The organism is Methylomagnum ishizawai (assembly GCF_019670005.1).
Classification (GTDB): domain Bacteria; phylum Pseudomonadota; class Gammaproteobacteria; order Methylococcales; family Methylococcaceae; genus Methylomagnum; species Methylomagnum ishizawai.
In genome coordinates this window covers 1,242,526-1,268,405 of the sequence record NZ_AP019783.1, presented here as the reverse complement: position 1 = coordinate 1,268,405, position 25,880 = coordinate 1,242,526, and the positions used below count along the sequence as shown (strand labels likewise).

The 25,880-nt window shown below is 64.2% G+C and carries 21 protein-coding genes; 16 read left to right on the top strand and 5 right to left on the bottom strand.

Features of this window, described 5'->3' with window-relative positions; translation table 11 throughout:
* Nucleotides 1-477: 477 nt before the first annotated feature.
* From K5658_RS23910 to K5658_RS05805, 12 genes are all read left to right on the top strand, one after another.
* Nucleotides 478-1,923 (top strand): methyl-accepting chemotaxis protein, encoded by a 1,446-nt coding sequence (locus K5658_RS23910; RefSeq protein WP_221066036.1) that lies wholly within the window; start codon nt 478-480, stop codon nt 1,921-1,923.
* A 207-nt stretch (nt 1,924-2,130) separates the two neighbouring features.
* Nucleotides 2,131-3,609, top strand: a complete 1,479-nt coding sequence (locus K5658_RS05855) for a complex I subunit 4 family protein (protein WP_221066035.1) — start codon at nt 2,131-2,133, stop codon at nt 3,607-3,609.
* Between the two features lie 10 nt (nt 3,610-3,619).
* A complete protein-coding gene (locus K5658_RS05850) occupies nt 3,620-6,871 on the top strand; it encodes a DUF2309 domain-containing protein (RefSeq protein ID WP_221066034.1) in 3,252 nt (1,083 codons plus the stop codon).
* Nucleotides 6,872-6,929: 58 nt separating this feature from the next.
* The gene (locus K5658_RS05845; protein WP_221066033.1) at nt 6,930-7,481 is read left to right on the top strand and encodes a restriction endonuclease; all 552 of its coding nucleotides are present in this window, start codon (nt 6,930-6,932) and stop codon (nt 7,479-7,481) included.
* Nucleotides 7,478-8,056, top strand: coding sequence for a hypothetical protein (locus K5658_RS05840; protein ID WP_221066032.1), 579 nt, complete (start codon nt 7,478-7,480; stop codon nt 8,054-8,056). The genes K5658_RS05845 and K5658_RS05840 overlap by 4 nt, the downstream gene beginning before the upstream one ends.
* Entirely contained in the window at nt 8,049-9,560 is a 1,512-nt protein-coding gene (locus tag K5658_RS05835; RefSeq protein WP_221066031.1) for a proton-conducting transporter transmembrane domain-containing protein, read from the top strand. The genes K5658_RS05840 and K5658_RS05835 overlap by 8 nt, the downstream gene beginning before the upstream one ends.
* The gene (locus K5658_RS05830) at nt 9,557-11,068 is read left to right on the top strand and encodes a complex I subunit 4 family protein (protein ID WP_221066030.1); all 1,512 of its coding nucleotides are present in this window, start codon (nt 9,557-9,559) and stop codon (nt 11,066-11,068) included. Before K5658_RS05835 ends, K5658_RS05830 begins: the two co-directional genes overlap by 4 nt.
* 11 nt (nt 11,069-11,079) lie before the next feature.
* Nucleotides 11,080-12,636: a complex I subunit 4 family protein gene (locus K5658_RS05825; RefSeq protein ID WP_221066029.1), complete on the top strand. Its 1,557-nt coding sequence runs from the start codon at nt 11,080-11,082 to the stop codon at nt 12,634-12,636.
* A 146-nt stretch (nt 12,637-12,782) separates the two neighbouring features.
* On the top strand, nt 12,783-13,424 hold the full coding sequence (locus K5658_RS05820) for a carbonic anhydrase (RefSeq protein ID WP_221066028.1): 642 nt from the start codon (nt 12,783-12,785) through the stop codon (nt 13,422-13,424).
* A gap of 9 nt (nt 13,425-13,433) precedes the next feature.
* Nucleotides 13,434-15,077: a SulP family inorganic anion transporter gene (locus tag K5658_RS05815; protein WP_221066027.1), complete on the top strand. Its 1,644-nt coding sequence runs from the start codon at nt 13,434-13,436 to the stop codon at nt 15,075-15,077.
* Nucleotides 15,078-15,143: 66 nt separating this feature from the next.
* Complete coding sequence (locus tag K5658_RS05810; protein WP_221066026.1) at nt 15,144-15,752, top strand: peptidylprolyl isomerase; 609 nt, start codon at nt 15,144-15,146, stop codon at nt 15,750-15,752.
* 5 nt (nt 15,753-15,757) lie between these two features.
* A complete protein-coding gene (locus K5658_RS05805) occupies nt 15,758-16,483 on the top strand; it encodes a UDP-2,3-diacylglucosamine diphosphatase (protein WP_221066025.1) in 726 nt (241 codons plus the stop codon).
* 221 nt (nt 16,484-16,704) lie between these two features.
* On the opposite strand, the gene K5658_RS05800 is transcribed toward K5658_RS05805, so the two are convergent.
* From K5658_RS05800 to K5658_RS05780, 5 genes are all read right to left on the bottom strand, one after another.
* The gene (locus K5658_RS05800; RefSeq protein ID WP_221066024.1) at nt 16,705-16,932 is read right to left on the bottom strand and encodes an FmdB family zinc ribbon protein; all 228 of its coding nucleotides are present in this window, start codon (nt 16,930-16,932) and stop codon (nt 16,705-16,707) included.
* Nucleotides 16,933-16,969: 37 nt separating this feature from the next.
* Nucleotides 16,970-17,392 carry a protoporphyrinogen oxidase HemJ gene (gene hemJ, locus K5658_RS05795; protein ID WP_221066023.1) on the bottom strand — a complete coding sequence of 141 codons (423 nt, stop codon included), beginning with the start codon at nt 17,390-17,392 and terminating at the stop codon, nt 16,970-16,972.
* 4 nt (nt 17,393-17,396) lie between these two features.
* Nucleotides 17,397-17,888: a TlpA disulfide reductase family protein gene (locus K5658_RS05790; protein ID WP_221066022.1), complete on the bottom strand. Its 492-nt coding sequence runs from the start codon at nt 17,886-17,888 to the stop codon at nt 17,397-17,399.
* A 65-nt stretch (nt 17,889-17,953) separates the two neighbouring features.
* Complete coding sequence (locus K5658_RS05785; protein ID WP_221066021.1) at nt 17,954-18,901, bottom strand: Tim44 domain-containing protein; 948 nt, start codon at nt 18,899-18,901, stop codon at nt 17,954-17,956.
* Nucleotides 18,902-19,022: 121 nt separating this feature from the next.
* A complete protein-coding gene (locus tag K5658_RS05780; protein ID WP_221066020.1) occupies nt 19,023-20,066 on the bottom strand; it encodes a M42 family metallopeptidase in 1,044 nt (347 codons plus the stop codon).
* A 99-nt stretch (nt 20,067-20,165) separates the two neighbouring features.
* Between K5658_RS05780 and K5658_RS05775 the strand changes: the two genes are divergently transcribed.
* The 4 genes from K5658_RS05775 to K5658_RS05760 all read left to right on the top strand — a co-directional run bounded on the left by K5658_RS05775 (nt 20,166) and on the right by K5658_RS05760 (nt 25,749).
* On the top strand, nt 20,166-20,837 hold the full coding sequence (locus K5658_RS05775) for a Bax inhibitor-1/YccA family protein (RefSeq protein ID WP_221066019.1): 672 nt from the start codon (nt 20,166-20,168) through the stop codon (nt 20,835-20,837).
* Between the two features lie 267 nt (nt 20,838-21,104).
* On the top strand, nt 21,105-23,282 hold the full coding sequence (locus tag K5658_RS05770; RefSeq protein WP_221066018.1) for an HzsA-related protein: 2,178 nt from the start codon (nt 21,105-21,107) through the stop codon (nt 23,280-23,282).
* A 161-nt stretch (nt 23,283-23,443) separates the two neighbouring features.
* Nucleotides 23,444-24,562: a hypothetical protein gene (locus K5658_RS05765; protein WP_221066017.1), complete on the top strand. Its 1,119-nt coding sequence runs from the start codon at nt 23,444-23,446 to the stop codon at nt 24,560-24,562.
* 14 nt (nt 24,563-24,576) lie between these two features.
* Nucleotides 24,577-25,749 (top strand): PI-PLC domain-containing protein, encoded by a 1,173-nt coding sequence (locus K5658_RS05760; RefSeq protein ID WP_221066016.1) that lies wholly within the window; start codon nt 24,577-24,579, stop codon nt 25,747-25,749.
* Nucleotides 25,750-25,880 lie beyond the last annotated feature (131 nt).

Sequence of the window (25,880 nt, the reverse complement as noted above, 5' to 3'; positions counted from 1 at the left end):
ATAGCGTTTTTAGCGGAAATACCCCCTTCAAAGCGACCCCCATAACCTCCGCAAACACCTGCCACTAACCTTCCCATAACCGGGAACGCATCCACGCGACCCCCCGCACGCAGAAAAAATAACATTTATAATCATATGCTTATAAAAAACAAAACCCATAGCCGACGGCTTGGCGGATTTTGCCCGCCAAAACGCCCAGCATGGTCTATGCTCTGGACAATTGTATTTCCCCGTCCGCCAGGATGGGGCATGGCATGGAAACTCCAGGCGTGTGGCGAAACCCGAGCGGCCCGATGGATAAGCATCGCCCGCGCCCATTCCAAGACCCGATGGCCCATTATCGGTGGGACGGGCTTGGTTCGGCCTTTTCCGGCGGCGCGAAATTGACCCGACAGCCACCGGCGAGGCGGCGGCATCATTCTTATGGCGGTTTTCCAGTTTTCGACACGAATAATCGGAGGCATTATGTTCAAAACCATGAACGCAAAAACTAAGCTAGGATTCGGACTTATCATTATTTTACTGCTTGGCATATCGACCAAATCCATTATAACCCTTTCCCAGGTCGCCCTTACCCTGGAGGAAATCACCCAGGACCGCTATCCCAAAACCGTCATCGCCAACGAAATCATCAAGCGCACCCTGGACAATGGACGATTGGCGCGCAACCTGGTCTTGCTCAGCGACATGGCGGCGACCGAGCAAACCATCAAAGCCATGGAAGAGAACCGGAGGAAAAACACCGAAACCCTCGAACAACTCGACAAGATGATCAATACCGCCCGCGGCCGCGAGCTATTCAATGTCATCGTCGCCAAACGCTCCACCGTGAGCGCCCTATACGACCCGCTATACCAACTGGTCAAAACCGACCGCCAGAAAGCCGCCCAATTCATCCTGCACGACTTCGCTCCGGCCAATACCGCCTATTGGAACGCTTTGGAAGAAATGGCGAAGTTCCAAGGGGGGCTGATGAAAACCCTGTCCGACACCACGATAGAAAACATGGCGCAATCGCGTATCTGGTTGATCGGCTTGGCCACCAGCGCCTTGATTATCGCCCTGGGCACGGCCATCTGGATCATCCGCCTGATGAACCAGCAAGTCGCCAAGCTCGCGGAAACCGTGGGCAGGATCGCGAACGCCTCGGAACAAGTGAACACCACGGCGCAAACCCTGAGCCAGGGGGCCAGCGAGCAATCGGCCAGCGTGGAGGAAACCAGCGCCTCGCTCGAAGAAATCACGGCCTCGGTGACCCAGAACACCGAGAACGCGAAAGTCACCAACGGCGTGGCGACCCAGGCTTCCTCGGTGGCCGCCGACGGTGCCCAAGCCATGCGGGAGACGGTGGCGGCGATGCAACAAATCGCCGAGCGGATCGGGATCATCGACGACATCGCCTACCAAACCAACCTCCTGGCGCTGAACGCGGCCATCGAGGCGGCCCGCGCCGGGGAATACGGCCGGGGATTCGCGGTGGTGGCCGCCGAGGTGCGGAAGCTGGCCGAACGCAGCCAAGTGGCGGCCCAGGAAATCGGCGCGGTGGCGGACAAGAGCGTGCGGCTCTCGGAACAGGCCGGGCAACTCATCATCGGCAATATCGTGCCCTCGATCCAGAAAACCTCGGACCTCATCCAGGAGATCACGGCGGCTTCGGAAGAACAATCGGCGGGAGTCGGCCAAATCAACACCGCCCTGGCGCAGATCAGCCTGGCCACCCAGCAAACCGCCGCGGCCTCGGAAGAACTGGCGGCGACGGCCCAGGAGATGAAGCACCAGACGGTGGAATTGAAACAGGTGATCGCGCTGTTCACAGGGACCGGGGGCGAACAGGACCTCGTTCCCCAATCCACGGCCCATATGGCCCAGATGCCCCAATCGCGCTCCGGCTTGCCGCAGCAGGGCAAATTCACGCCGTTCTAGCCGGTCCCGCCCCCCGGTGGAAAACCGGGGGGATTCCGCCCGCGCACCTTGGTCCCCGGTTCAAATCCCCCTCCGGTCCCGCCGTCCCAGCCGAAAACCCAATGCGATGGTTTTCCTAAACCAGCGTCCGTGGTATTTTTGAACCACCCCATCCCACTTTAAACCACACGCCCTCTCCGGCAAGGCCCGGACCTCCTCCGAATATCCATGCAAATCCTGAGTTTGATCCTGTGGACACCGTTCCTGGGCGCCTTGGCCTTGGCCTTCGTGCCGCCTTGGCGCAGGCGCTTGATCCGCCGCATCGCCTTCGCCAGCGCCGGGCTGGCCGCGCTGCTGGCCTGCGGCCTGCCCTGGGGCTTCGATACCACGGTGCCCAGCGTGCAATTCACGGAATCCAAGGTCTGGAACCCGGAACTCGGCAGTTACTACGCCCTGGGCGTGGATGGCGTTTCCCTGCCCATGGTGCTGCTGTCCAGCGTGCTATGCCTGGTGGCCCTGGTGGCCTCGGGCGGCGTGAAGCAACGCGCCAAGGGTTACCACATCGCCTTGCTGGCCCTGGAATTCGGGATGCTCGGGGTGTTCATGGCGCAGGATTGGTCGCTGTTCTTCGTGTTCTGGGAACTGACCTTGATTCCCTTGTTCTTCCTCATCGACCAATGGGGCGGGCCGCGCCGCCACGCCGCCAGCCTCAATTTCGTGCTGTACACCATGGGTGGTTCGGTGTTCATGCTGATGAGCCTTTTGCTGGTCTTCACCCTCTCGGCGGAGCATTCCACCGGCATGGACGCCATGCTCCGCACCGCCCGCGCCCTGCCCCGCGAGCAACAACTGTGGGTGTTCCTGGGATTCCTGATCGGCTTCGGGGTCAAGATGCCGGTCTTCCCCCTGCATGGCTGGCTACCCCTGGCCCATGTCGAAGCGCCCAGCCCGGTCAGCATCCTGTTGTCCGGGGCCATGCTCAAGATGGGTGCCTATGGACTCATCAAGGCCACCGGGATGCTCCCGGCCGCCGCCTTGGAACTACACGGTTGGCTGGCGGGAATGGCCCTGGTCAGCATCCTCTACGGGGCTTTGCTGGCGTTCCGGCAGACCGACCTCAAGGCCATGATCGCCTATTCCTCGGTCAGCCATATGGGCGTGGTCCTGCTCGGCATCGCCTCCCTGAACCAGGCCGGATTGCTGGGCGCGGTCCTGCAAATGAGCGCCCATGGCTTGATCGCCGCCATCCTGTTCCTGTTGGCCGGGCTGTTGTACGAGCGTACCCATACCCGCGCCATCGCCGATTACGGCGCATTGGCCCAGGCCGCGCCGCGCTTCGCCGGGTTCGCCACCCTGGCCCTGCTGGCGGCGATGGGCTTGCCGGGTTCGGCGGGCTTCGTGGCGGAATTGCACGCGCTCGTCGGCGGTTTCCAGCGCTTCGGCTGGACCGTGGCCTGCGCCAGCGTGGGCGTCCTGGTCGGCGCGGCCTATGGCTTGCGCGTGGTGGACGGTTTGTTCGCCGGGATTCCGCGGCCCGGCCTGAATGGCATCGCCGATTTGCGCGGCCACGAACTCGCCGCCGCCGGGGTCTTGGCGCTCGGCATCCTGTGGCTGGGCTTGGCCCCGGCCGGCGCCATCGCCTTGATGAGCGCCAAGGTGGGCGAACTCAGCGCCTTGTTCGTCCCCAAATTCATGCCGCCGCTCTGAGGGGGAAGCCATGTCCGCGCCGCACGCCCCGACCGCTCTTCCCACCACCGACGATCCCCGCGCCCTGCTGGAAGCGGCGGTGGCCCGGCTCGACCCCATCCTGCCCGGCCAGGCACCGATCCTGGATTTCGTCCACCACAACACTTTGCACGGCTATCAACACCTGCCGTTTCCGGCGGCGCTGGACGCCGCCGAGCGCCTGACCGGGAACCGGGGCTATCTGCCGGAATCCGGGTTCCGCCGTTTTTACGCCCAGGGCCGCATCCTGGACGAAGACCTGGATGCCGTCCTGGCGGAACATGCCGACGGGGCCGAAAGCTGGACGGTGAACGGACGCGCCATCGCCCGGCAAGCGGTGTACCGCATCGCCCTGGTCCATGGCGTGGAGCCGCTCGCGCCCGCCGAACTGGCTTGGCGGGCCGCGGAATTCCAGGTTCTGGAGCGCCTGCAAGACGATCTGCCCGCGACGGCGCGCCGCCACCTCCTCGACGCCTATCGACGCGGATTGGCCGACCCCAAAGCCGCGGTCAACGAGCGGGCGCTGGTGGGCGAGCTATGGAACGCTTGCCTGGAAACACTGGGCATCGCGGATGGGGCGGCACCGCCCGGTCCGGCAGTCCCGCCAACCGTGGACCTACCGGCCCACCGCCAGATGCGCGAAGCCGCCCGCGCCCTGCTGGAAACCACCTGGGCCGACCTGGGCGAGGGCACCACCCTGCGCGGCCTGATCCTCGGCCTGACCGGAACCGATGTGCTGGACACGGTGCGCCCGGCCTTGATCCGCCACACCGCCGCCCACCTGGACCAAGGCTTGGCCGCCTGGACCGTCCCGGACCGCGGCGCGGGGCTCTACGCCGGTTGGCGCGGATTGGCCGTGGACGATGTGGGCCATCTGCTGGCCGAAACCCCCGATTGGCGGGCCACGCTCCAAGCCTTGCCGGTCCAGGCCGTGGACGCCGTCGCGGGCGAACTCACCCGGCTGGGGCTGCCGCGCGAACGTTGGGAAGGCTATCTGCGGCGGCTGGCGCTGGAATTGCCGGGCTGGTCCGGCTTGGTGAACTGGCGGGCCACCCATCCCGGCTACGCGGCCAACCGCGCCGCGCCCACCGCCCTGATGGATTATCTGGCGATCCGGCTGGTGTTGGACCGGCTGGCCCTGGAACGGGTGTGCCGGCCAACCTGGGGCGTTGCCGCCACCCTGCCCGCCCTGCGCGGCCATTTCGAGCGCAACTTCTCGGAATTCCTGGTGCGGCACAGCCTGTTCCAAGGCCGCTTGCCGGAATCCCTGGCCCATGCCGCCCGCCGCGCGCTGGCCGAGGCCGGGAACGAACCCGCCGACCGCGAGCGTTGGCGCGGACTGGCCGACCAGGTTTTCGCCTGGAACCAACGGGCCGGCCGGCCCCAGGCACCGACCCCGCACGGCGACGGCTGGCGCTTGTTCCGCCTGGCCCAGCACCTCGGTTGGTGCGGGCGGGATATCCGCGCTGTTGCGTCCACCGGCTGCGCGGAATTGTTGTCCACCCTGGATGGATTCACGCCCTCCCGGCGCGGCTTCCTCTGGCTCAACGCCTACGAACGCCGCTACCGGGAAGAACTCTTCAACGCCCTCGCCCACAACCGGGGCCGCGGTCCCTGGGCCGAACGTAGGGAACGACCCGAGGCGCAAATCATCTTCTGCATGGACGACCGCGAGGAAGGCTTCCGCCGCCATCTGGAGGAACTCAATCCCCGGTTGGAAACCCTGGGCGCGGCGGGTTTCTTCGGGGTGGCGATGAATTGGCGGGGCTTGGACGACGCCCAGGTCACGCCGCTCTGCCCCGTCGTGGTCACGCCGGCGCACGAAGTCCGGGAAACACCCCGCGCCGGGCAAACCGCCGCGCAAGACCGCCATGAGCGGGGCCGCGCTTTCTGGCGGAAACTCTCGGCCCTGTTCCATCAGGAAATCCGCCGCAACCTCGTCACCTCGTCCTGGCTGATGCCGGTCCTGGCCCCCGGCGTCCTGCTGAACCTCTGCGCCAAGCTGGTCCTGCCCCTGCGCCAAGCCGGGCTGGCCGGATGGATCGAAACCCGGCTGGTGCCCCAAGTCCCCACCCAACTCGCGCTCACCGCCCCGGACGACGGCGCGCCCGCCACGCCCGCCCGGCCCCGGCTGGGCTTCACCGATGCCGAGCAAGCCGACCGGGTGGCCGGTTTCCTCCGCAACACCGGGCTGACCTATGGTTTCGGCCCCTGGGTGGTGCTGATGGGCCATGGTTCCAGCAGCCAGAACAATCCCCATCTCGCGGCCTACGATTGCGGGGCGTGCAGCGGACGCCACGGCGGTCCCAACGCCCGCGCCTTCGCCGCCATGGCCAACCGCCCGGAAGTGCGGGCGCTCCTGGCCGGGCGCGGCATCATGATCCCCGCCGACACCCGGTTCATCGGGGCGGAACACAACACCTGCAACGAGGATATCGAATGGTTCGACCTGGCGGACCTGCCGCCCGCCGCCCGGCCCGGCTTCGACCGGCTCAAGGCCGAACTGGACCGGGCGCGGCAACTTTCCGCCCACGAACGCTGCCGCAGATTGGCCTCGGCCCCGCGCCGGCCCAGCCCCGCCCGCGCCCTGGCCCATATCCAAGGCCGCGCCGCCGATTTCAGCCAAGCCCGCCCGGAACTGGGCCATGCCACCAACGCCGCCGCCGTGATCGGACGGCGTTCCCTGAGCCGGGGGGTGTTCTTCGACCGGCGGGTGTTCCTGATTTCCTACGATCCCAGCCAAGACCCCACCGGCACGGTGTTGGAGGGCATCTTGCTCGCGGTGGGTCCGGTGGGGGCGGGAATCAACCTCGAATATTACTTTTCCACCGTCGATAACGAACGCTATGGCTGCGGGACCAAGGTACCGCATAACGTGGCGGGCTTGTTCGGGGTGATGGAAGGCACGGCCAGCGACCTGCGTACCGGATTGCCCCGGCAGATGGTCGAAATCCACGAGGCCATGCGCTTGCAAGTCGTGGTGGAGCATCAACCGGAGGTGCTGGCGGCGATCTACCAACGCCAGCCGCCGCTCCGGGAATTGATCGGCAATGGCTGGCTGCATCTGGCCAGCCTCGACCCCGCCAGCGGGATGATAGCCCGGTTCGTGCCGGGCCGGGGCTTCGAGCCTTGGACGCAAGAACTACGGCCCTTGACGGAAGTGGCGCGGTCCGGGGATTGGTATGCGGGGAAAAGCGGGGCCTTGGGACCGGCCTTGATCCGGCCAACGCGAGGCGCGGAATGAAGACTGCTATGATGGCCCGCAGCCTCAAAATCCAAGCATAACCCCATCACTCCCATCCATGGCAGAAACCCACATCTATCAAAACCGCATCCGCCGCCTCGGCTGGAACGAATTACGCCAACTCTGGGAGGGCATCGCCCGCCGCGATACCCCGGACTGGGCGTCGGGGAAAGCCTTCGAGTATTTGATACTCCGGGCGTTCGAGTTGGATGGGGCCGAAATCAGCTGGCCTTACCGGGTGGAAATCTTCGGCGAGGAAGTCGAACAAATCGATGGGGCGATTTATTGCGAAGGGCTTTCCTGTCTAGTCGAAAGTAAGGATTTCTCGGACAAGAAAATCGATATAGCACCGATAGCCAAACTCCGCAATCAATTGTTACGGCGTCCCGGCAATACCATAGGCGTGATATTCAGCCGGACCGGCTTCACCGAGGCGGCGCGGATTCTGGCCCAGTTTTCCTTTCCACAAACCCTGCTGCTGTGGCATGGCGAAGAAATCAGCTACGCCTTGGAACAACAAACCTTCTCGGCCCTGCTCAAGCTTAAGCACCGCAAATGTATAGAGCTCGCGTTGCCGGATTACGATGTCAGATTGAGGGATATTCTATGATCGCCTATGTCATCACCGAAGGACCATCTGACCAAGCCTTGCTGAAAGCGGTATTGCCCGAGCATTTGCTACGGGAGGTGCGCTTCGTGGCGGCGGGCGGACTATCGTCCATGGCTTCCCTCGCCCGCTCGTTATTGGCCGACCGGCGCGTTCCCGTGCTGATCGTCGCCGATGCCGATACCATCGATCCTGAATCGATCCAAGATCGCCGCCAGAGTATCGAAGAAGCCGTGGCCTATGTGGCCCATAGTATTCCGGTCAAGGTGGTTCTCGCCGTCCCCGAGATCGAAAGCGTTTTCTTCCGGGATGCCGCCTTGTTAAGCCGCTGGCTAGGCTATTCCCCATCCCCCGAGCTTTTAGCCATGGCGCATTATCAACCGCGCCAAGCCTTACTGAAACTGCTCGCCCCGGCGCAAAAAGAGATTATCCATCTGCTCTCCGACCCCTTGCATGAATCCGAGATAGAAACGCTGCGCGACATTCCCTTCATACGCGAAATCATCCAATTCTTGAGCGCCATCTCCCCGGATAGGGCTACCCTCCCGCAATCCAAGCCTATCCAAAACCATGCTTGATTGGCTCGTCCCCGCCATCATCCTACCCCCCATCCTGGCCGCGGCCGCGCTGGGCCTCGGCCTGCTCGCGGGCCGAATCCAGGGCGAAACCTGGGAACGCGCCAGCGCCCGGCTGGTCACGGGCGCAACCGCATCGAGCCTGCTCGTCGCGCTCGCCGCGGCCTTCTGGCACGGCCAGGGCTCGATCCCGGAACAAATCAACTTCGGCCCCTGGCTGGAAAGCGGCGATTACCGTATCGACATTAGCTTCCACGCCGACGGCCTGGGGCTTGGGCTCTCGTTGTTGTTCGGGCTGTTCGCCTGGATGGCGGCGCGGTTCTCGGTCCATTACCTGCACCGGGAAACCGGGTTCCACCGCTTTTTCATGATCCTGGCCCTGTTCGCCGGAGCCATGCAATTGATCGTGCTGGCGGGCAACGCGCCCCTGGCCTTCGCGGGCTGGGAACTGGCGGGGGTCTGTTCCTATCTGCTCATCGCCTACGCCTACGACCGCCCGACGGCGGCGGGCAACGCCACCCGCGCCTTTGTCACCAACCGGGTCGGGGACGCCGGTTTCATACTGGGGATTTATTTCGCCTATGTCTGGACCGGAGGCGTGGAATGGCCGCAAATCCTGGCCCAGGGCGCGGTCTTGGAACCGGCCAAGGCGGGCGTCCTCGCCGCCTGTTTCCTGCTGGCGGCGACGGCCAAATCGGCCCAAATACCCTTCGCGCCCTGGCTGGCCCGCGCCATGGAAGGACCGACGCCTTCGAGCGCCATCTTCTACGGCGCGGTGATGGTCCATGCCGGGGTGTATTTGGTGCTGCGGCTGGAGTCGGTGTTTTCCCAAGCCCCGCTGGTCATGGCCTTGATGGCATTGCTGGGGCTGGCGACGGCGTTGTATGGCTTCCTGTGCGGACTGGTGCAGACCGATGTGAAATCGGCCCTGGTGTTTTCGACAATGGGCCAAGTCGGGCTGATGTTCCTGGAATGCGGGCTGGGGCTGTGGAGCCTCGCGGCTTGGCATCTCGCGGCCCATGCCGTGGTGCGCGGCTATCAATTCCTCACCGCGCCCGCGCTCATGCACCACATCGCCGGGATGCCCACCCGCCCGCCACCCGCCTGGATGGCGCGGCAGCGCTGGCTGTATCTGGCGGCGACGCGGCGGTTCTGGCTGGAGGAGGCGGTGGATATCTTCACCACCCGGCAAGTCCAGGGCTATGCCGCCGATTTGGAGCGCTTCGATGGCAGCGTGGTCGATCCCCTGGTCGGTCTATCGAGTCCCGCCGCGCCCAGCGTGGACGGCGGCGCTCCGCACCTGGGCGGCTTGCCGGGGCGGGTCCTCCAACGCATCGCCGAAAGCCTGCATTGGTTCGAGGAACGGCTGGTGCTGGCGGGCGTGGGCCGCGATTTGATCGCCCAGGGCCGCAGGCTCGGCACCCAACTCAACCGCATCGAGGCGGGCCTGTTGCGGCCCCGCTATCCGACCCTTTTGGTCATCATCGTTTTGCTCGCCTGTTTATGACCGCCATGCCCATCGCCCCCGGCCCAGCGCTTCCGGTCTGCACCCTGCTGATCGTCCTGCCCTTGCTGGGCCTGTGGATCTTGCCCTTGACCCGCGACCGCCGCCAAACCCTCTGGGCCGCCCTGTTGATCGCCGGGCTGGAATTGGCCTTGGCGGGCTATGTGCTGTACGCGCTGGACCCCGGTTCGGCCCAGGCGCAATTCGTGGAGCGCGTCGCCTTGTTGCCTTTTTTGAATTGGCACACCGGCATCGACGGGCTGAACGCGCTATTCATCGCGGCCACGGCCTTGTCGGGCCTGTGGTTGGTGTTATACGGGCATGTGGCCGGGGCCAAGCCGCCCGGCCAGTACATGGCGGCGATCTTCGGCTACGAGGCGGTGTTGATGGGCTTGTTCACGGCGCTGGACGCCCTGCAATTCTGGCTGCTGGCCGGGGTCGAAATGCTGCCCGCCGCCTATCTCTCGCTGCGCTGGGGCCGGGGCCGCGAACGGCGGCGGGCCACGGGGCTGTATGTGCATTTCATCGCCAGCGGCTTGTTCCTGCTGGGGGTGGGACTCGCCATCCTGGGCTGGAACCATGCCGACGCGACCGGGGATTGGTCGTTCGAGCTGGCCGACCTCGCCGCCACGCCGCCCGCGGGGAGCCTGCAAAACCTGGCGTTCGCCTTCGTGTTCTTCGGGCTGGGGGTAAGGATGGCGCAATTCCCGTTCCATGCCTGGCTGCCCGAACTGTCCCAGCACGGCACCCTGGCCACCGCCGGGGTGTTCCTGGTCGGCACCAAGTTGGGCATCTATGCCTTGCTGCGGTTCCTGCCGCTACTGCCCGAGGCCGTCCATGCCTTCAAGCCGCTGGCGGCGGGCCTGGGGCTGTGCGGGATTTTCTACGGGGCGCTGCTGGCCCTGATGCAATTGAACCTGCGCCGCCTCCTGGCTTTCGCGGCGGTCAGCCATACCGGCATGTTGGTGATCGGGGTGTTCTGCCTGAACCGGGAGGGCTTGGCCGGGGCGCTGCTGTTGGCGGTCAATTTCGGGGTGGCGGCGAGCGCCTTGTTGTTCGCCTCGGGCTTGGTGCTGCACCGGGCCGGCAGCGCCTTGCTGCCGCGGCTGGGGGAATTGTTCGATCCCATGCCGCTGCTGGGCCTGACCTTCCTGCTGGCCGCGCTCAGCACCATGGCGATGCCGGGCACGCCCGGTTTCGACGCCGCCCATCTGCTGCTGGAAGGGGCCATCGAAACCCATGACTGGGGCGTGGCGACCGCGCTCGCCATCGGCAACGTGCTGGCGGCGGCGTTCTTGCTGCGGGCGTTCCAACAAGCGTTTTTGGCCCCGCGCCGGGAAACCGTGATCCGCCCGCTCAAAACCCAGCTCGGCCCGGCGGAAGCCTTGCTGACCGGCAGCTTGTGCGCGGTGCTGGTGGGCGTGGGGTTCTATTCCGAGCCTTGGCTGGCCCTGGTGGAAACCTCGGTGGGGGCGCTGGCGGCACGGTTCGATCCCACTCCCACTCCTTGACAGGCTCCCGGATGCATCCCGCTGGTTTTCCCTATCTTTCCCTGCTGATCCTGCTGCCGCTCGCCGCCGTCCCGTTGTTGTTCGGCTGCCGCGAGGCGGGTACGGCCCGGCGCTACGCCCTGGCCATGGCGGGCGTGGAATTAGCATTGTCCCTCGGCCTGTTCGCGGAATTCGACGCCACCTCCACCGGGATGCAATTCATCGAACGCCATCCTTGGATACCCAGCTTGAACCTCGAATACGCCTTGGGGCTGGATGGCTTGTCGCTGCCGTTCCCGGCCCTGACGGCGCTGTTGACCCTCGCGGTGATGGTGGCATCCTGGACCGCGGTGCGGACCCAGGTGCAGCTGTATCTGGCCCTGCTATTGCTGTTGGAAAGCGCCACCCTGGGCGTGTTCTGCGCCATCGACCTGGGCTTGTTCTTCCTGTTCTGGGAACTGACCCTGGTGCCGATTTTCTTCCTCACCAGCCTATGGGGCATCGGGCCGGAGCGCCGCCATGCCGCCCTGAAATACACCTTGTTCATGCTGGGCGGCGGGATTCCCCTGCTGTTCGGCATCCTGCTCTTGGCCTTCGAGCATGGGCAGCAAATGGGGCTGCCCATGCCGGGCGGGTTGTCGTTCGATTATCCGACCCTGCTCAAACTGGCCCCGGCGGAGGAACCGCGCACGGCGGCCTTCCTGCTGCTGTTGTTGGGCTTCGCGGTGAAAGCGCCCTTGGTCCCGTTCCACACCTGGCTACCGACGGTGGCGATGGAAGGCCCGGCGGGACTCGCGGCCTTGCTGACCGGGTTGAAGCTGGGCTTGTTCGGGATACTGCGCTACGCCCTGCCCTTGGTGCCGGAAGCGGCCCAGCACCATGCTTGGCTCCTGGGTTTCCTGGGCAGCGTGGGCGTGGTGTATGGCGCTTTGCTGGCGCTCCGGCAAACCAACCTGCGGCGCTTGCTGGCCTATTCCAGCGTCAGCCACGCCGGCTTGGTGGTGATCGGCCTCGCCACGTTGAACCCGCAGGGCGTGCAGGGGGCGCTGTTCCAACTCATCAATTTCCCGCTGATCTCGGGCGGCTTGTTCTTGCTGGCGGGATTCCTGCACCAGCGGCTGGGTTCGACCGATCTGGCCCATGTGGGCGGCACGGCCCGGACCTTGCCGCGCTGGGCCGCGTTCCTGTTCCTGTTCGGGTTGGCGTCCATGGGGGTGCCGGGCACCAATGGTTTCGCCGCCGAGCATTTGATCGTGATCGGGGCGTTCATCGCCCATCCCGGTTCGGGGTTCGCGGCCTTGCTCGGGGTGGTGCTGGGCGCGGCGTATTGCCTGGGTTTCTATAGGCGGGCGGGCTTCGGGCCGGTGTCGGCGGATGCTGGCCAGAGCGGGTTGGACCTGCGTCCCCGCGAAACGCTGTTGATGGCGGTCCTGGCCGGCTTGGCGCTGTGGCTGGGCCTCGCGCCCGGCGTGGTGCTGGACGCCAGCCGGGCCGCGGTAGAGGCTTGGGTCTACCATGTGAACCAGGTCGAGGACGCGCCCGCCTATGCCGATGGCCTGGGTTCGCCGCTGCGCTATCTGGTGCCCTAGGCCACCGGCTCCGGCCCGTTCCCAGACCGGGGCGTGGAACCCGCAAATCCCTGCTATCCATCCCGCCAGAGGTGCGATACATTCCGCGCCATCCCCTAAAATCCCATGGACCTTCAATCTGGCCCCACCATCAAGGAAACGCCGCCATGAGACCCTACGAACGCTTGCTATTGGAAAACAAAGCCTGGGCGGAAGAGAAGACCGTCCGCGAACCCGAGTATTTCATGCGCCTCGCCAAGGAACAGACCCCGGATTTCCTGTGGATCGGCTGTTCCGATAGCCGGGTGCCCGCCGAGCTCACCATCAACGCCGAGCCGGGCGAAATCTTCGTCCACCGCAATATCGCCAACCAAGTCATCACCACCGATTTCAACAGCCTCAGCGTGGTGCAGTTCGCGGTGGCGGTGCTGAAGGTCAAGCACGTCATCGTCTGCGGCCATTACAACTGCGGCGGCGTGAAAGCCGCCCTGCAAAAACAGCGCCCCGACCTGACCCTGGTCAACAAATGGCTGATGCACATCAAGGACGTGTACCGCTTGCACCAGGACGAGATCGAAATCCTGCCGACCCGCGAGGCGCAAGTGGATAGGTTGGTGGAACACAACATCATCGAGCAGGTGTACCGGCTGGCCCATACCTCGATCATCCAACAGGCGTGGAAGCAGGAACGCCGCCCGTCCCTGCACGGCTGGGTCTACGGGCTCAACGACGGCATCATCAAGGAATTGATCACCCTGACCCCGGACCATAGGATCGAGTCGATCTACCAATACGCCGATCCAGACTGAGGGCGCGGGATGAACCCCAAACGCCCCACGGACTATCTCGCCCATCTCGGCCACGATGTACCCGCCGGGATCGTGGTGTTCCTGGTCGCCCTGCCCTTGTGCCTGGGCGTGGCCCTGGCTTCGGGCGCGCCCTTGCTGGCGGGCTTGGTGGCCGGCCTGGTCGGCGGTTTGGTGGTGACCTGGGCCAGCGGTTCCCAGCTCAGCGTCAGCGGCCCGGCGGCGGGACTCACGGTCATCGTGCTGGGTTCCATCGAAAAGCTGGGGAGCTATCCGGCCTTCCTCTATAGCGTGGTGGTGGCGGGCCTCATGCAAGTCGTGCTGGGCTTGCTGCGGGCCGGGGTGATCGGAGCGTACTTCCCGGCGGCGGTCATCAAGGGCATGTTGGCGGCCATCGGCTTGATCCTGATCCTCAAGCAGATTCCGCACGCCGTGGGCTACGACGCCGACTACGAGGGCGACGAAGCCTTCGCCCAGAGCGACGCCCACACCACCTTCTCGGAACTGGCCTATTCGCTGGACGCGCTGTGTCCAGGGGCCATGGTGGTCAGCCTGGGGGCGATCCTGGTCATGCGGCTATGGGAAACCGACGGGTTCAAGCGCAACCCGGTGTTGGCGCTGGTGCCCGGACCCTTGGTCGCCGTGGCCTGGGGCATCGGTTTCAACCTATACAGCCGCGACCACGCGCCCGGCTTCGCCATCCCGCCGGAACATCTGGTCAGCCTGCCGGGCTTCCAGGGCATCCAAGGCTTCCTGGGGCAACTGACCCCGCCGGATTTCGGCCAATGGAACAATCCCGAAGCCTATACCGTGGCCCTCACCCTGGCCTTGGTCGCCAGCCTGGAATCGCTGTTGAGCCTCGAAGCCGTGGACAAGCTCGACCCCTGGAAACGGGTCGCGCCCACCGACCGCGAACTACGGGCGCAGGGCCTTGGCAATATCCTCAGCGGGCTGCTGGGCGGCTTGCCGATGACCTCGGTGATCGTGCGCAGTTCGGCCAATGTGATGGCGGGCGGCAGGACCAAGGTGGCGAGTTTCGTCCATGGCCTGCTCTTGCTCTTGAGCGTGTTGTTGCTGCCGGCCTATCTGAACCTGATCCCCCTGGCCTGCCTCGCCGCCATTTTGATCCTGACCGGCTACAAGCTGGCCCGGCCCCGGCTGTTCGTGGCGCTATACCACAAGGGCACCAGCCAGTTCGCGCCCTTCCTCGTGACCCTGTTGGCGATCCTCCTGACCGATCTGCTCGAAGGCATCGCCATCGGCATGGCGTGCGGCATGTTCTATGTGGTCCGCGCCAATTTCCACGCCGCCATCACCCTGACCCGCGATGGCCGCCATTACCTGTTGCGGCTGCACAAGGACGTGTCCTTCCTGAACAAGGCACCGCTGCGCGATCTGCTGGGACGGATCGAGGATGGCGGCTATGTCATCGTCGATGGCGGGCGGGCGCAATTCATCGACCAGGATATTCTGGAAACCCTGGACGATTTCGTGGTCGCGGCCCAGGACCGGGATATCACGGTGGAATACAAGCACCTGGACGGGCATTCCGGGGTGGTGGCGGAAGCCGGGACGCGGGCAGCCAGTGCCGGGCCTGGGCGGCCCGCGCCCACGGACGCCCAAGCTCCGCTTGGGAACCGGCGGAAGCGGGGTTAAACTTGCGCCCTCTGGCGACCCCGCCATGGTTTTCCGAGCCTTCCGATCCATCACGAGCGAACCACGATGCGAGTACCAGCCGCCTTGTTCCTATGCGCCCTTGGCCTGACGCTGAACTGCCAAGCCGCCGATAAACCCAAACCCCAGGAGAAACCCAAAGTGACCGACACCTCCCCCCAAGTGAAACTGGAAACCAGCCTCGGCGAAATCGTCATCAAGCTGGATGCCGCCAAGGCCCCCGCGACCGTCCAGAACTTCCTGGCCTATGTCAAGGAAGGCCATTACAACGGCACCATCTTCCACCGCGTCATCCCCGGCTTCATGGCCCAGGGCGGCGGCTTCACGGCGGATTTCACCCAGAAGCCCACCCACGCCCCCATCAAGAACGAAGCCGACAACGGCCTCAAGAACCTGCGCGGTACCCTCGCCATGGCCCGCACCCCGGACCCGGACTCCGCCTCCGCGCAGTTCTTCATCAACTACAAGGACAACGGTTTCCTCGACTTCAAGAGCAAAACCCCGCAGGGCTGGGGCTATGCCGTGTTCGGCGAAGTGACCTCGGGCATGGACGTGGTGGACAAGATGGCGACCATCCCCACCGGCAACCACGGCCCCTACGGCGACGTGCCCAAAACCCCCATCACCATCGAAAAAGCCAGCGTGATCGGCGAATAGGCCCCATGCGCCGGGAAACGCTGTTCGTCTCCGACCTGCACCTCTCGGCCGCGAGGCCGGACACGGCACGGCGTTTCCTGCGCTTCCTCGACGCCCAGGCCCAAGGGGCCGAAAGGCTCTACATCCTGGGCGATTTGTTCGATGCCTATCTCGGCGACGACGACGATTCCCGGCCCAACCGCGAGGTCAAAGCGGGCTTGAAGCGATTGGTGGAGAGCGGCACCGAGGTGTTCTTCCAGCATGGCAACCGCGACTTCCTGTTGGGCCAGCGCTTCGCGGAGGAAACCGGCGTCCGGTTGCTCGGCGATTACGCCGTGATCGACCTCTACGGCGCGCCCACCCTCCTCACCCACGGCGATCTGCTCTGCACCGACGATGTGCAATACCAAACGGCCCGCGCCAGAATCCGTACGGAAGCCTGGAAACGGGACGCATTGGGCAAACCCTTGTGGCTGCGGCGGCTCTATGCCCGCTGGTACCGCTTCAAGAGCGGCCTGGACAAAAGCGGCAAAACCTACGAGATCATGGACGTGAACGGGCAAACGGTGGCGGAAGCCCTGCGCGGCGCGGGCGTGGCCCGGTTGATCCATGGCCATACCCACAGACCCCAGGTGCATGAACTGAATATCGAGGGGAACAACTGCCAGCGCTTCGTGCTGCCCGAATGGAACGGGGAGGAATGGGCGCTGTGCTTCGACGCGGCGGGCTTCAGGCGGGAACGGATCGCCTGAGGCCCGGCCCAGCGCTCAGGACGCGGTGGAGCGGGCCAGCCAAGCGGCGGCGCAGGATACGCAGCAGCATATCGGCCTCGCCCCCGACGACCCACCCCTTCGCCCTCGGCGAGCACCGCCTGATAAAACCGCGCATCCTTCCACTCGACATCGATCAAGCGCAGCATGGTTCCGATCTCCTCCCGCGTCAGGCGGGGTAATCCGCAGGAGGGTATATCGGCCTAATGGCTGTGCCCGCACATCCCGGAACCACAGCCCCCCGCCGCCGGTACGCCACAGGGCGCGAATTCTTGGCGGCTGCTAGAACCACCATGCACCGCCGGGGCCGATAACAGCTTCTTCACCTCGGTGCTGCCGCATTCCGGGCAAGGCGGGGCGGATTCGCTGATCTTGTGCATAGCGGTATAGGGATGAGAACAGGCTTGGCATTGATAATCGTAGGTCGGCATGGCTTTCTCCTAAAGATGAACAAGGTCGCGGCGGGCTTCAAAACGGCTTGACCACCGCCAGCAACACGATGGCGAACAGGAACAACACCGGGACTTCGTTGGCCCAGCGGTAATAAACATGGCTGCGGACATTGCGGTCGTGCTTGAAGTCGGCCAACCACTGGCCGCACATGAAGTGATAACCCACCAGCAACGCCAGCAAGCCCAGCTTGGCGTGGAGCCAACCCTGGCTGCCGTAAGCGGCCCAGGCATAATCGGCCAGCATCCAAACCCCGAACACGAAGGTCAACACCATCCCCGGCGTCATGATGCCATAGTAGAGCTTGCGCTCCATGAGCTTGAAGCGCTCGATGCCGACCGCGTCGGAACTCATGGCGTGATAGACGAACAAGCGCGGCAGGTAGAACAAACCGGCGAACCAAGTCACCATGAAAATCAAATGGAAGGCTTTCAACCACATGGAATCAGTTCTCCCCTAGCATGGGTTCGATCAAAGGACAGAGTTCCCCGGCGGCCATCCGCCCCAGCTTATGGAGGGCGACGCGGCCCTGGGGATCGAGCAGGAAATGATTGGGCACCAGTTCGACCCCGCCAAAAGCGGCGGCGATTTCCCCCAAGGGGTCCAGCGCCACCCCATAGGGCAATCGCGCCGCCCGCGACAACTCGACCACATGGTTCGGCAGGTCGTAGCGCATCGCCACCGCGATCAGCTTGAAGCCGCGCCCGGCGTAATCGCGGTGGAGCGCGGCCAGTTCGGGCATTTCCTCGACACAGGCCCGGCAATCGCTGGCCCAGAAGCTTACCAGTACCGGATGGCCCCGCAAGTCCCCGAGCCGGATACGCTCGCCCTGGAGGCTCATGAACACCACCTCGGGGGAGACCCGGTCCGCGAACCCGCGCCAAACCCATACGGCGATCCAGACCACCGCCAACAACACACCGAGCTTCTTTTTCATAACGCCCCAAACACGACGGGGCCGACCGGGACGGTAATCATCCCGGCCGGCCCCGTCGGCGGTTATCAGGCTTCCACTTGCTGGATGCCGTCCAGGAACCAAGTCGGCTGGCGGCTATTGCGGGGCCGCGTGAAATGCCAGACCTCGCGGACCTGGGCCGGGGCTTCGCCCGGCGCTTCCCGCAGCATGGTATCGAACAGCACCGCCACTTCCCGATCCGCCCCGCTATCGCGGACTTCGAGGATTTCGGCCTCGACCTGGAGCAGTTCGGTCTGGTTGGGGGCACCGCCACGGGCACGCAGTTGATCCTGCAATTCGCCGAACACCTTGTCGGTGGTCAGGGAGCGGAGGTCGGCCAGATCGCCCCGGTCCCAAGCCTGCTGCATCAGGGCATAGGCCGCCTTGGCCCCGTTCAGGAACGCCGCCGCGTCGAAATCGGCGGGCAACGCCGCCGCGGCTTGGAAACCGGCGGCCCCGCCCACGCGGGTTTTATTGGCCATCACATCGGTATCGAAACCGGCCCCGGCTTGGCGCTGATAGGACTGCGGTTCGGCCTCCGGCTCGGGCGGATAATAGCCCTGGGCCGGTGCGGGACGGCCCATCGCGGCACCGCGCCGCGCCGCGAACAGCTTGAACAAGAGGAAAGCGACCCCGGCGAACAGCAGGATATCGAGGAAGTTGATGCCCTCGAAACCGCCGCCGAACAGCATCGCCCCGAGCAAGCCGCCCAAGGCCAGACCGCCCAGCATCCGCATGAACCCGCCGCGCTGGGCCAGGGAATCGCGGATGCCCTGGTTCCGTTGCGCCGCCGGGGAATAGGCCGGTTGCTGGGCCGTGTTGTAGCCCGGCTGTGCGCTGGGCGTGGTGGAGCGGTTATAGGGTTGGCTATAGGACGGACGGCTGCCGAAGGAGGAACCGCCGCCCAGGCGTTTGGCATAGGCATCGCCGGTGCCCGACACCGCCAGGGCGGAGGCGACCAAGATGCTGAATATCAATCCGGTGAGTTTCTTCATGGATAACAACCTACAGGGGTGCTGGGGAATTGCTGCTTTATATGGTGTTGATCTGGGTAAAATCAAGCCCGCGAGGAGGATACTGGACACATCCCTTCTGACCAAACCCGGCCACGGCGGTTCAAGTTCGACCATAGGTTTCCAGGATGCGGAAACAGGCTTCGAGCGCCCCGAAGTGGGCGATTTCATAGCCATGGGTGTTATCGGCGGGAAAACCCAAACACGCGGCCCGTGGCACATGGCCCCATTTCATCGACACCGAGGCGTCGCTGCCGAATTGGCAGAGGATGGCGTGCTGGACGGCCACCCCGGCCCCGCGGGCGGCGGCTTTGAGCCGGGCGTTGAGGCCTTCGTCGTACATGCCATAGCTGTCCTGGGATAACAACACCGGGTCATGGTCGGAAACGATGGGATACTCGGAAGACTTGGGGGCAATATCCAGGGCGATCAGTTCGCCGACAGGGTTGCGCTGGGTGAAATACAGGGCACCGATGCCGCCCACTTCTTCTTTCGAGGAAAACACCAAATACAGCTCCGGCCCCGGATGTTTGAGGGATTCGGCCAGGAGCAGCAACACCGCCACCACCGCCTTATTGTCCAGGGCGTAGCTGGCGATGTAGTCGCCGCCCAGGCGGAACGGCTGTTTGCGGTGCTTGCCCACCACCACGCGGGTACCGGGCCGGATGCCGGCCTCCGCCAAATCGGAACGGCTGCATTTGCAATCCACCCACACGGTTTCCCAACGCGGCGGGCGCTCCTCCTCGTAGACCTTTTGCGGGGATTCGTGGGAGACATGGCGAGAGCCGAAGCTCAAGACGCCGGGCAAGGTGGCGCGGTCGCCCAGAAGGTCCACCACGCCCTCGCCCCACACCCAGGGGAACGCCCCGCCCAGCTTGCGGACCTCGATCCGGCCATTGTCGCGGATGCCTTTGACGATACCGCCGATTTCGTCCTTGTGGGCGGTGATGGCCAGGGTTCTGGAACCATCACGGCCCGGAATGCGGACGATGATATTGCCCGCCGCGTCCTGGCTGGCGGGGATGCCGCGCTCGCCCAGCCAGGCCAGCAGATAGGCGTCGATCTCCTGCTCCGCGCCGCTGGGCGAATGGCATAGCACCAGGTCGGCGATCAATCGGAACAAGCGCTCGCGGAACGGATCGGACATGGTGGATTTCCTAGATCGGGGATTTTGCACGGCTGGAAAAAACTACTGTACCATTTTCCGGTCTCTATCCATCGTTCAACAACCCAAGGAGCTACCTTAATGAACGAAGTGAATGTGGCTTATCCGCGCGCCCAAGCGGGCGTCTTGGAAACCAACAAGGTCATCCGCAACACCTACCTGTTGTTGTCGATGACCTTGCTGTTCAGCGCCCTGACCGCCGGGCTGTCCATGGCTTTCGACCTGCCGCATCCGGGGCTGGTCGTGACCTTGGTCGGCTATTTCGGGCTGCTGTTCCTGACCACCAAATTCCGCAACAGCGCCCTCGGCATCGGCTTCGTGTTCGCGCTGACCGGCTTCATGGGGCTGACCCTGGGACCGATCCTCAACGCCTATATCGGCCATTACGCCAACGGCACCCAGTTGGTGATGACCGCCCTCGGCGGCACCGGCGTGACCTTCGTCGGGCTTTCGGCCTATGCCTTGACCACCCGCAAGGACTTCAGCTACCTGGGCGGGATGTTGATGGCGGGCGTGCTGGTGGCGTTCCTGGCGGGACTCGGCGCGATCTTCTTCGAGATTCCGGGGCTGTCGCTGGCGGTATCGGCCATGTTCATCGTGCTGATGGCGGGCATGATCCTGTTCGAGACCAGCCAGATCGTCCACGGCGGCGAAACCAACTACATCATGGCGACGGTGAGCCTGTACGTGTCGATCTACAACCTGTTCACCAGCCTGCTGCAAATCCTGGGCGTGCTGGGCGGGGACGACTGATCCGGGTGCTTTCCGGGCCAGACCCGCGGGCGGCTTGGGCCGCCCGCCTCCCTTCCCACCCCCGCCTTTCCAGACACCGGCTCCCGGTAGTTCATCACCCCCATCCTTGCAAGGTGGATTTCCGGCAAATAGTACGCCCCAAAACCGGGCAATAGGCCACGGAAACCCCCGCCCCCACCGCCTAAGCTCTCCCACCTGGCCGGTATTCGTCCCGGCACCGAATCCATCAACCCCCACCATCCGGGCCCAAACCCGCGAGGAGAGCTTATGAACCGCAAAACCGCCCCCCTGGGCCTCGTCCTGCTGGCGCTTGGGTCTCCCGGCCACGCCGCCGTCACCACGCCCTATCCCATCGCCTTCGTGACCCAGGTGCCGGTCCCTGGGGATTTCTGCACGATGAACTCGACCTTCTGCAACCAATCCGCCGCCATCGGCGGTTCCGGGCGCGGCGGCGATTTGTGGATCCGCTATCCCGACGGCACGCTCAAGAACCTGACCCAGGCCGCCGGCTATGGCCAGGCCGGCCCGCAGGGCAACTCGTCGATCCAGGTGCGCGACCCCGCCGTGCACTGGAAAGGCAAAAAAATCATCTTCAGCATGGCCATCGGCGCACCCCAGCAATACCAATGGAACGAGTACCGCTGGCAGCTCTACGAAGTCACGGGACTCGGCAAGAACGAACAGCCGGTCATCACCAAGGTGCCTAACCAACCGGTCTACAACAACATCAACCCCACCTACGGCACCGACGAGCAAATCATCTTCGCCTCCGACCAGCCCCGTGGCGGACAGGCCCATCTCTATCCGCAGTTGGACGAGTACGAGGAAGCCCCCGCCATCACCGGGCTGTGGAAGCTCAACCCCAAGACCGGCAAGCAAACCATGCTGACGCATTCGCCTTCCGGGGATTTCAAGCCGTTCGTGGATAGCTATGGCCGGGTGACCTTCACCCGCTGGGACCATTTGCAACAGGACCAGCAAGCCGCCAGCGACCGCAATTTCGGCGATTACTACGGGACGTTCAACTATTCCAGCGAAGCCGCCAACGCCAAAATCCTCAACAGCCGCGCCGAGGTGTTCCCGGAACCCCTGGCCTCCGACACGGTGTCCCTGGCCGGCACCCATCTGAACGGACTCCGCTTCAACCATTTCTTCCCCTGGCAGGTGCACGAGGACGGCACCGTCTTGGAACTGGTCAACCATATCGGCCGCCACGAACTAGGGGGCTCCTACGTCCAGGGTGTCTTCAAGGACGATCCGGCCCTGACCGACCAGACCAATCCCGCCAACCCCAACAAGATCGAAAATTTCCTCCAGATCGCCCAAGACCCGACCCAGCCGGACGATTTCATCGGCATCGACGCCCCCGAGTTCGGCACCCACGCCGCCGGCCAGATCGTGCGCCTGAGCCACGTCAACCCGCTCTACAACGCCGACCAGATGCGGACCGCCTATCTCACCGACAAAAGCACCGCTTCGTTCACCGGGGACGGCGAGCAGCCGACGCCCGAAAATAGCGGCCATTACCGCGACCCGGCCATCCTCTCCGACGGCAAGCTGCTGGCCACCCACACCTTCGAAACCCGGGCCGACCGCGACGAAGGCACCCAGGCGGCGGATGGCTTCCATCCCAAATCGCGCTACGCCTTCCGCATCCGCCTCGTGCAACAACAGCCGGGCGGCACCTGGGCGGCGGGACCGACCCTCACCGATGGCATCAGCAAGGACGTGAGCTACTACAACCCGGATTCCCTGATCCATTACTCGGGCGAGCTATGGGAATTGCAGCCGGTGGAAATCAAGGCCCGGACCAAGCCCGCCCAGCCACCGTCGAACCTGGAAGCGCCGGAAGCCCAGGTCTTGCAGGAAGCGGGCGTGGACGAGGCGGCCCTGCGGCAATACCTCAAAAGCAAGGGACTGGCCTTGGCCGTGATGCGCAACGTCACCCGCCGCGACCATAGCGACAAGCAACAGCCCTTCAACCTGAAGGTGGCCGATGGTGGCGTCCAGACCGTGACTCCGGTCGGCAAGGTCTACGAGGTCGCGCATTTCCAGGCATTCCAGGCCGACCAGATCCGTGGCTTGAAAGGTTCGGACGGGCCGCGCCCCGGTCGGCGGGTGCTGGCCCAACCCCTGCACAGCGTCAAGGCCAATCCGCCGCAAGCCGCGGACGCGCCCCAAGGCAGCGTGAAGATCGCCAGCGATGGCTCGGTGGCGATGCTCCTGCCCACCCGCCGGGCGCTGACGTGGCAATTGACCGACAAGGACGGCAACTTCGTGGTGCGGGAGCGCAATTGGCTATCGCTGCAACCGGGCGAAATCCGCACCTGCCCGGCCTGCCATGGCGTCAATAGCGCCGACCAACTCGGCCAGCCCACGCCGACCAACAAGCCGGAGGCGTTGCGGGAGTTGCTGGCTTATTTGAAGAGCATCGGGAGCCTGTGATCTGTGACGGCGGGGGGCGGATTCAAACCCTCCGCCCCCCGTCGATCCCGACCGGCCCCAAACCCGTGGCAACCACATCGAGATTTCACATCCCGGACCGTCAGCCGTCTTATCCATCGAAGTGAGGCATCCAGCCAAGCATCGACGACCGGGAGCGACCCATGGCCAAACAACCCTCGAACGGTAGCCTCTACGTCCTGTGCTATGCGGGGGGCGACTCCGGCCCCTTGCTCTTGATGACCCGTCGGCAATTGATCCAGAAACAGGTCAACGGACGACCCGTGGACGGTGTGATCCCCGATTGGGCGGGACAATCGGCCCCCATCGCCGGCCTGCCCACCACGGTCTCGCCCTTGGACGCCGCTGCCTATTCCCTATTCCTGGCCCTTACCGGCATCGATCTCGCCGACCCCAACACCGCCCAGACCTACGGCGTGCTACATGCCACGCTCAAGCAACCGCAGGACGCCAACTACAACCCGGTCCCGGTGCTGTACGTGGAATGCCCGGCTTCGGGATTGACGGCCTTGGCGCGGGACATCCAGGCCAATATACAGAAGCTCGTCCCCCGCGAAGGCATCCTGCAAAGCGTCGCGACCCAGCGCGTCCCGGAAGCCAAGAATTCGCTCGGCCCGGTCCCGGCCCCGCCGGATGGCTGGCAAGGCTATGTGGTGCAGAACTATTACAAGGGCAGGCAACCGGGGCAGTTCAACACCCAAATCGATGTTTTGGCCAAAACCCTCGGCGAGAACAGCGCCCATTCGGCGGTGCCATTCCAAATCGCCATCGATAATCTGCCCACTCCGACACCAACCCCAACCCCCACGCCCGCGCCAACCCCAGCGCCAACCCCAGCGCCGACGCCCACACCCACGCCACCCCCCGCGCCCGTGGAGACTTATACGATGATCGCCAACAACAATCCCTATCCCATCCGGGTGAAGGCGGGCATCGCCAATCCAGGCGACTGGGCCTCGACCACCCACCGGCCCGATAAAACCTTCCCAGGCGTCAATATCGATGCTTTCGGCGTGGTGACGGGCCGGGCCGATATCGCCAGCACGGCGGCCTCGGCGGTGGTCCAGATCGAGATGACGGTCGAGGGCGGCGGCACGCCGATCACCTTCAGCTACAACCAGAAAGATGCCCTGTCGTTGCTCAACAACCAATTGCTCGGCACCTTCGGCGGTAGCACCAAATACACCGTGTATGAATCGACCCAGACGACCGGCGCGGGCAAACCGCAGTTGGTCCTGATCATTACCGAAGCGAGGGGGTAGCAGCCATGCCGTGGATGACGGACCTATACAACAATGCGGTCGGATTCAACGCCCGGCCCTTGCACCAAATCACCATTCCCGGCACGCACGATGCTGGATGTTATGTAGATCATCTCTATGGCAACTTCCAATCACGCACCCAAACCCAGACCATAGGGCAGCAACTCGCGGGCGGAATCCGCTATTTCGACCTGCGCCCCTATCAAGCCAACTATGTCACCGGCAGATCGTTTTGGACGTTCCATGGCCCCTTCTATACCGGCGGTCAAATCGACGGCCCCAATGGAATACTCGCCCAAATCACCAATTTCATGGCTAATCTGGCACCTGGAGACCGGGAGCTTGTCATCCTCAATTTTTCGCACTTCAATCTCAAATTAAACTTCAGCAATGCCGACCACCAAGCGTTAATCAATACGATCACCCTTGCCTTAGGCAACCATCTCGTCCCTTATACCCAAGCCCAAATCAACCTATTCGATGCCCCGTACTGGCAATTACTTTCAAATCCCGCAGTCGGCGGGGGGCCACCTGGCGTGATGGGAGCCACCCCCCAATCATCCCGGGTCGCCATTTTGTACGATGGCGCACTCGACCAAAACCTGGAAGGCTATGTTACTGCCAATGTCAACGCGCTTCCGCCGGGTTTCTTTGTGATTTCACCCAAGTATGCCCCTGCCGCCAATCCGATATTCCTCTTCGACCAATACTCGGCTACCGGCAGCTTGAACATACTACGCGCAAACCAGATCGACAAACTATTGAACCGGGCCAATTATCCCTACAGCACAAAAGCCTGGGCCGCAGCGGCCGGAAATTGGCCCCCGAACGCTGCGGGTGGGGTAGCCAGCACCCTCCATTTGTTTTCTTGGACACTCACGCCACAACCGTATGGCGATCCAATTCCCGCGGCAGCCAATACCTCCAACCCAGCCCTACCCGGAATATTCTCGGTCGGCACCCGTGTGATTGATAGCGCTGGCAGTCACCATCCCTGTTCTGGCGTGGACCAATGGGCGGCTTGGAATTACGATCCGGCCAACGATCCCAAAATCAACATTCTGTATGTCGATCACTACACCTCGCACTCATACAGCAATCCGGCCTCACCGCTCAACGGAGTGCCCATACCCGTGGCCTTCGCCGCAAGGCTCAACGTAGGCCCGATCTGGCCGATGACTTGGTGACATCCCCCCAGAATCCGGGCATCCCGCCCGCCGCCCGGATTCCCCAACGCCCCCGCCCGCGAACACTCCGGCACCGCCCCGGCCCCGTGCCACGCCCCGCCATTTCTGCTATAAACACCCCCTCACGCGGC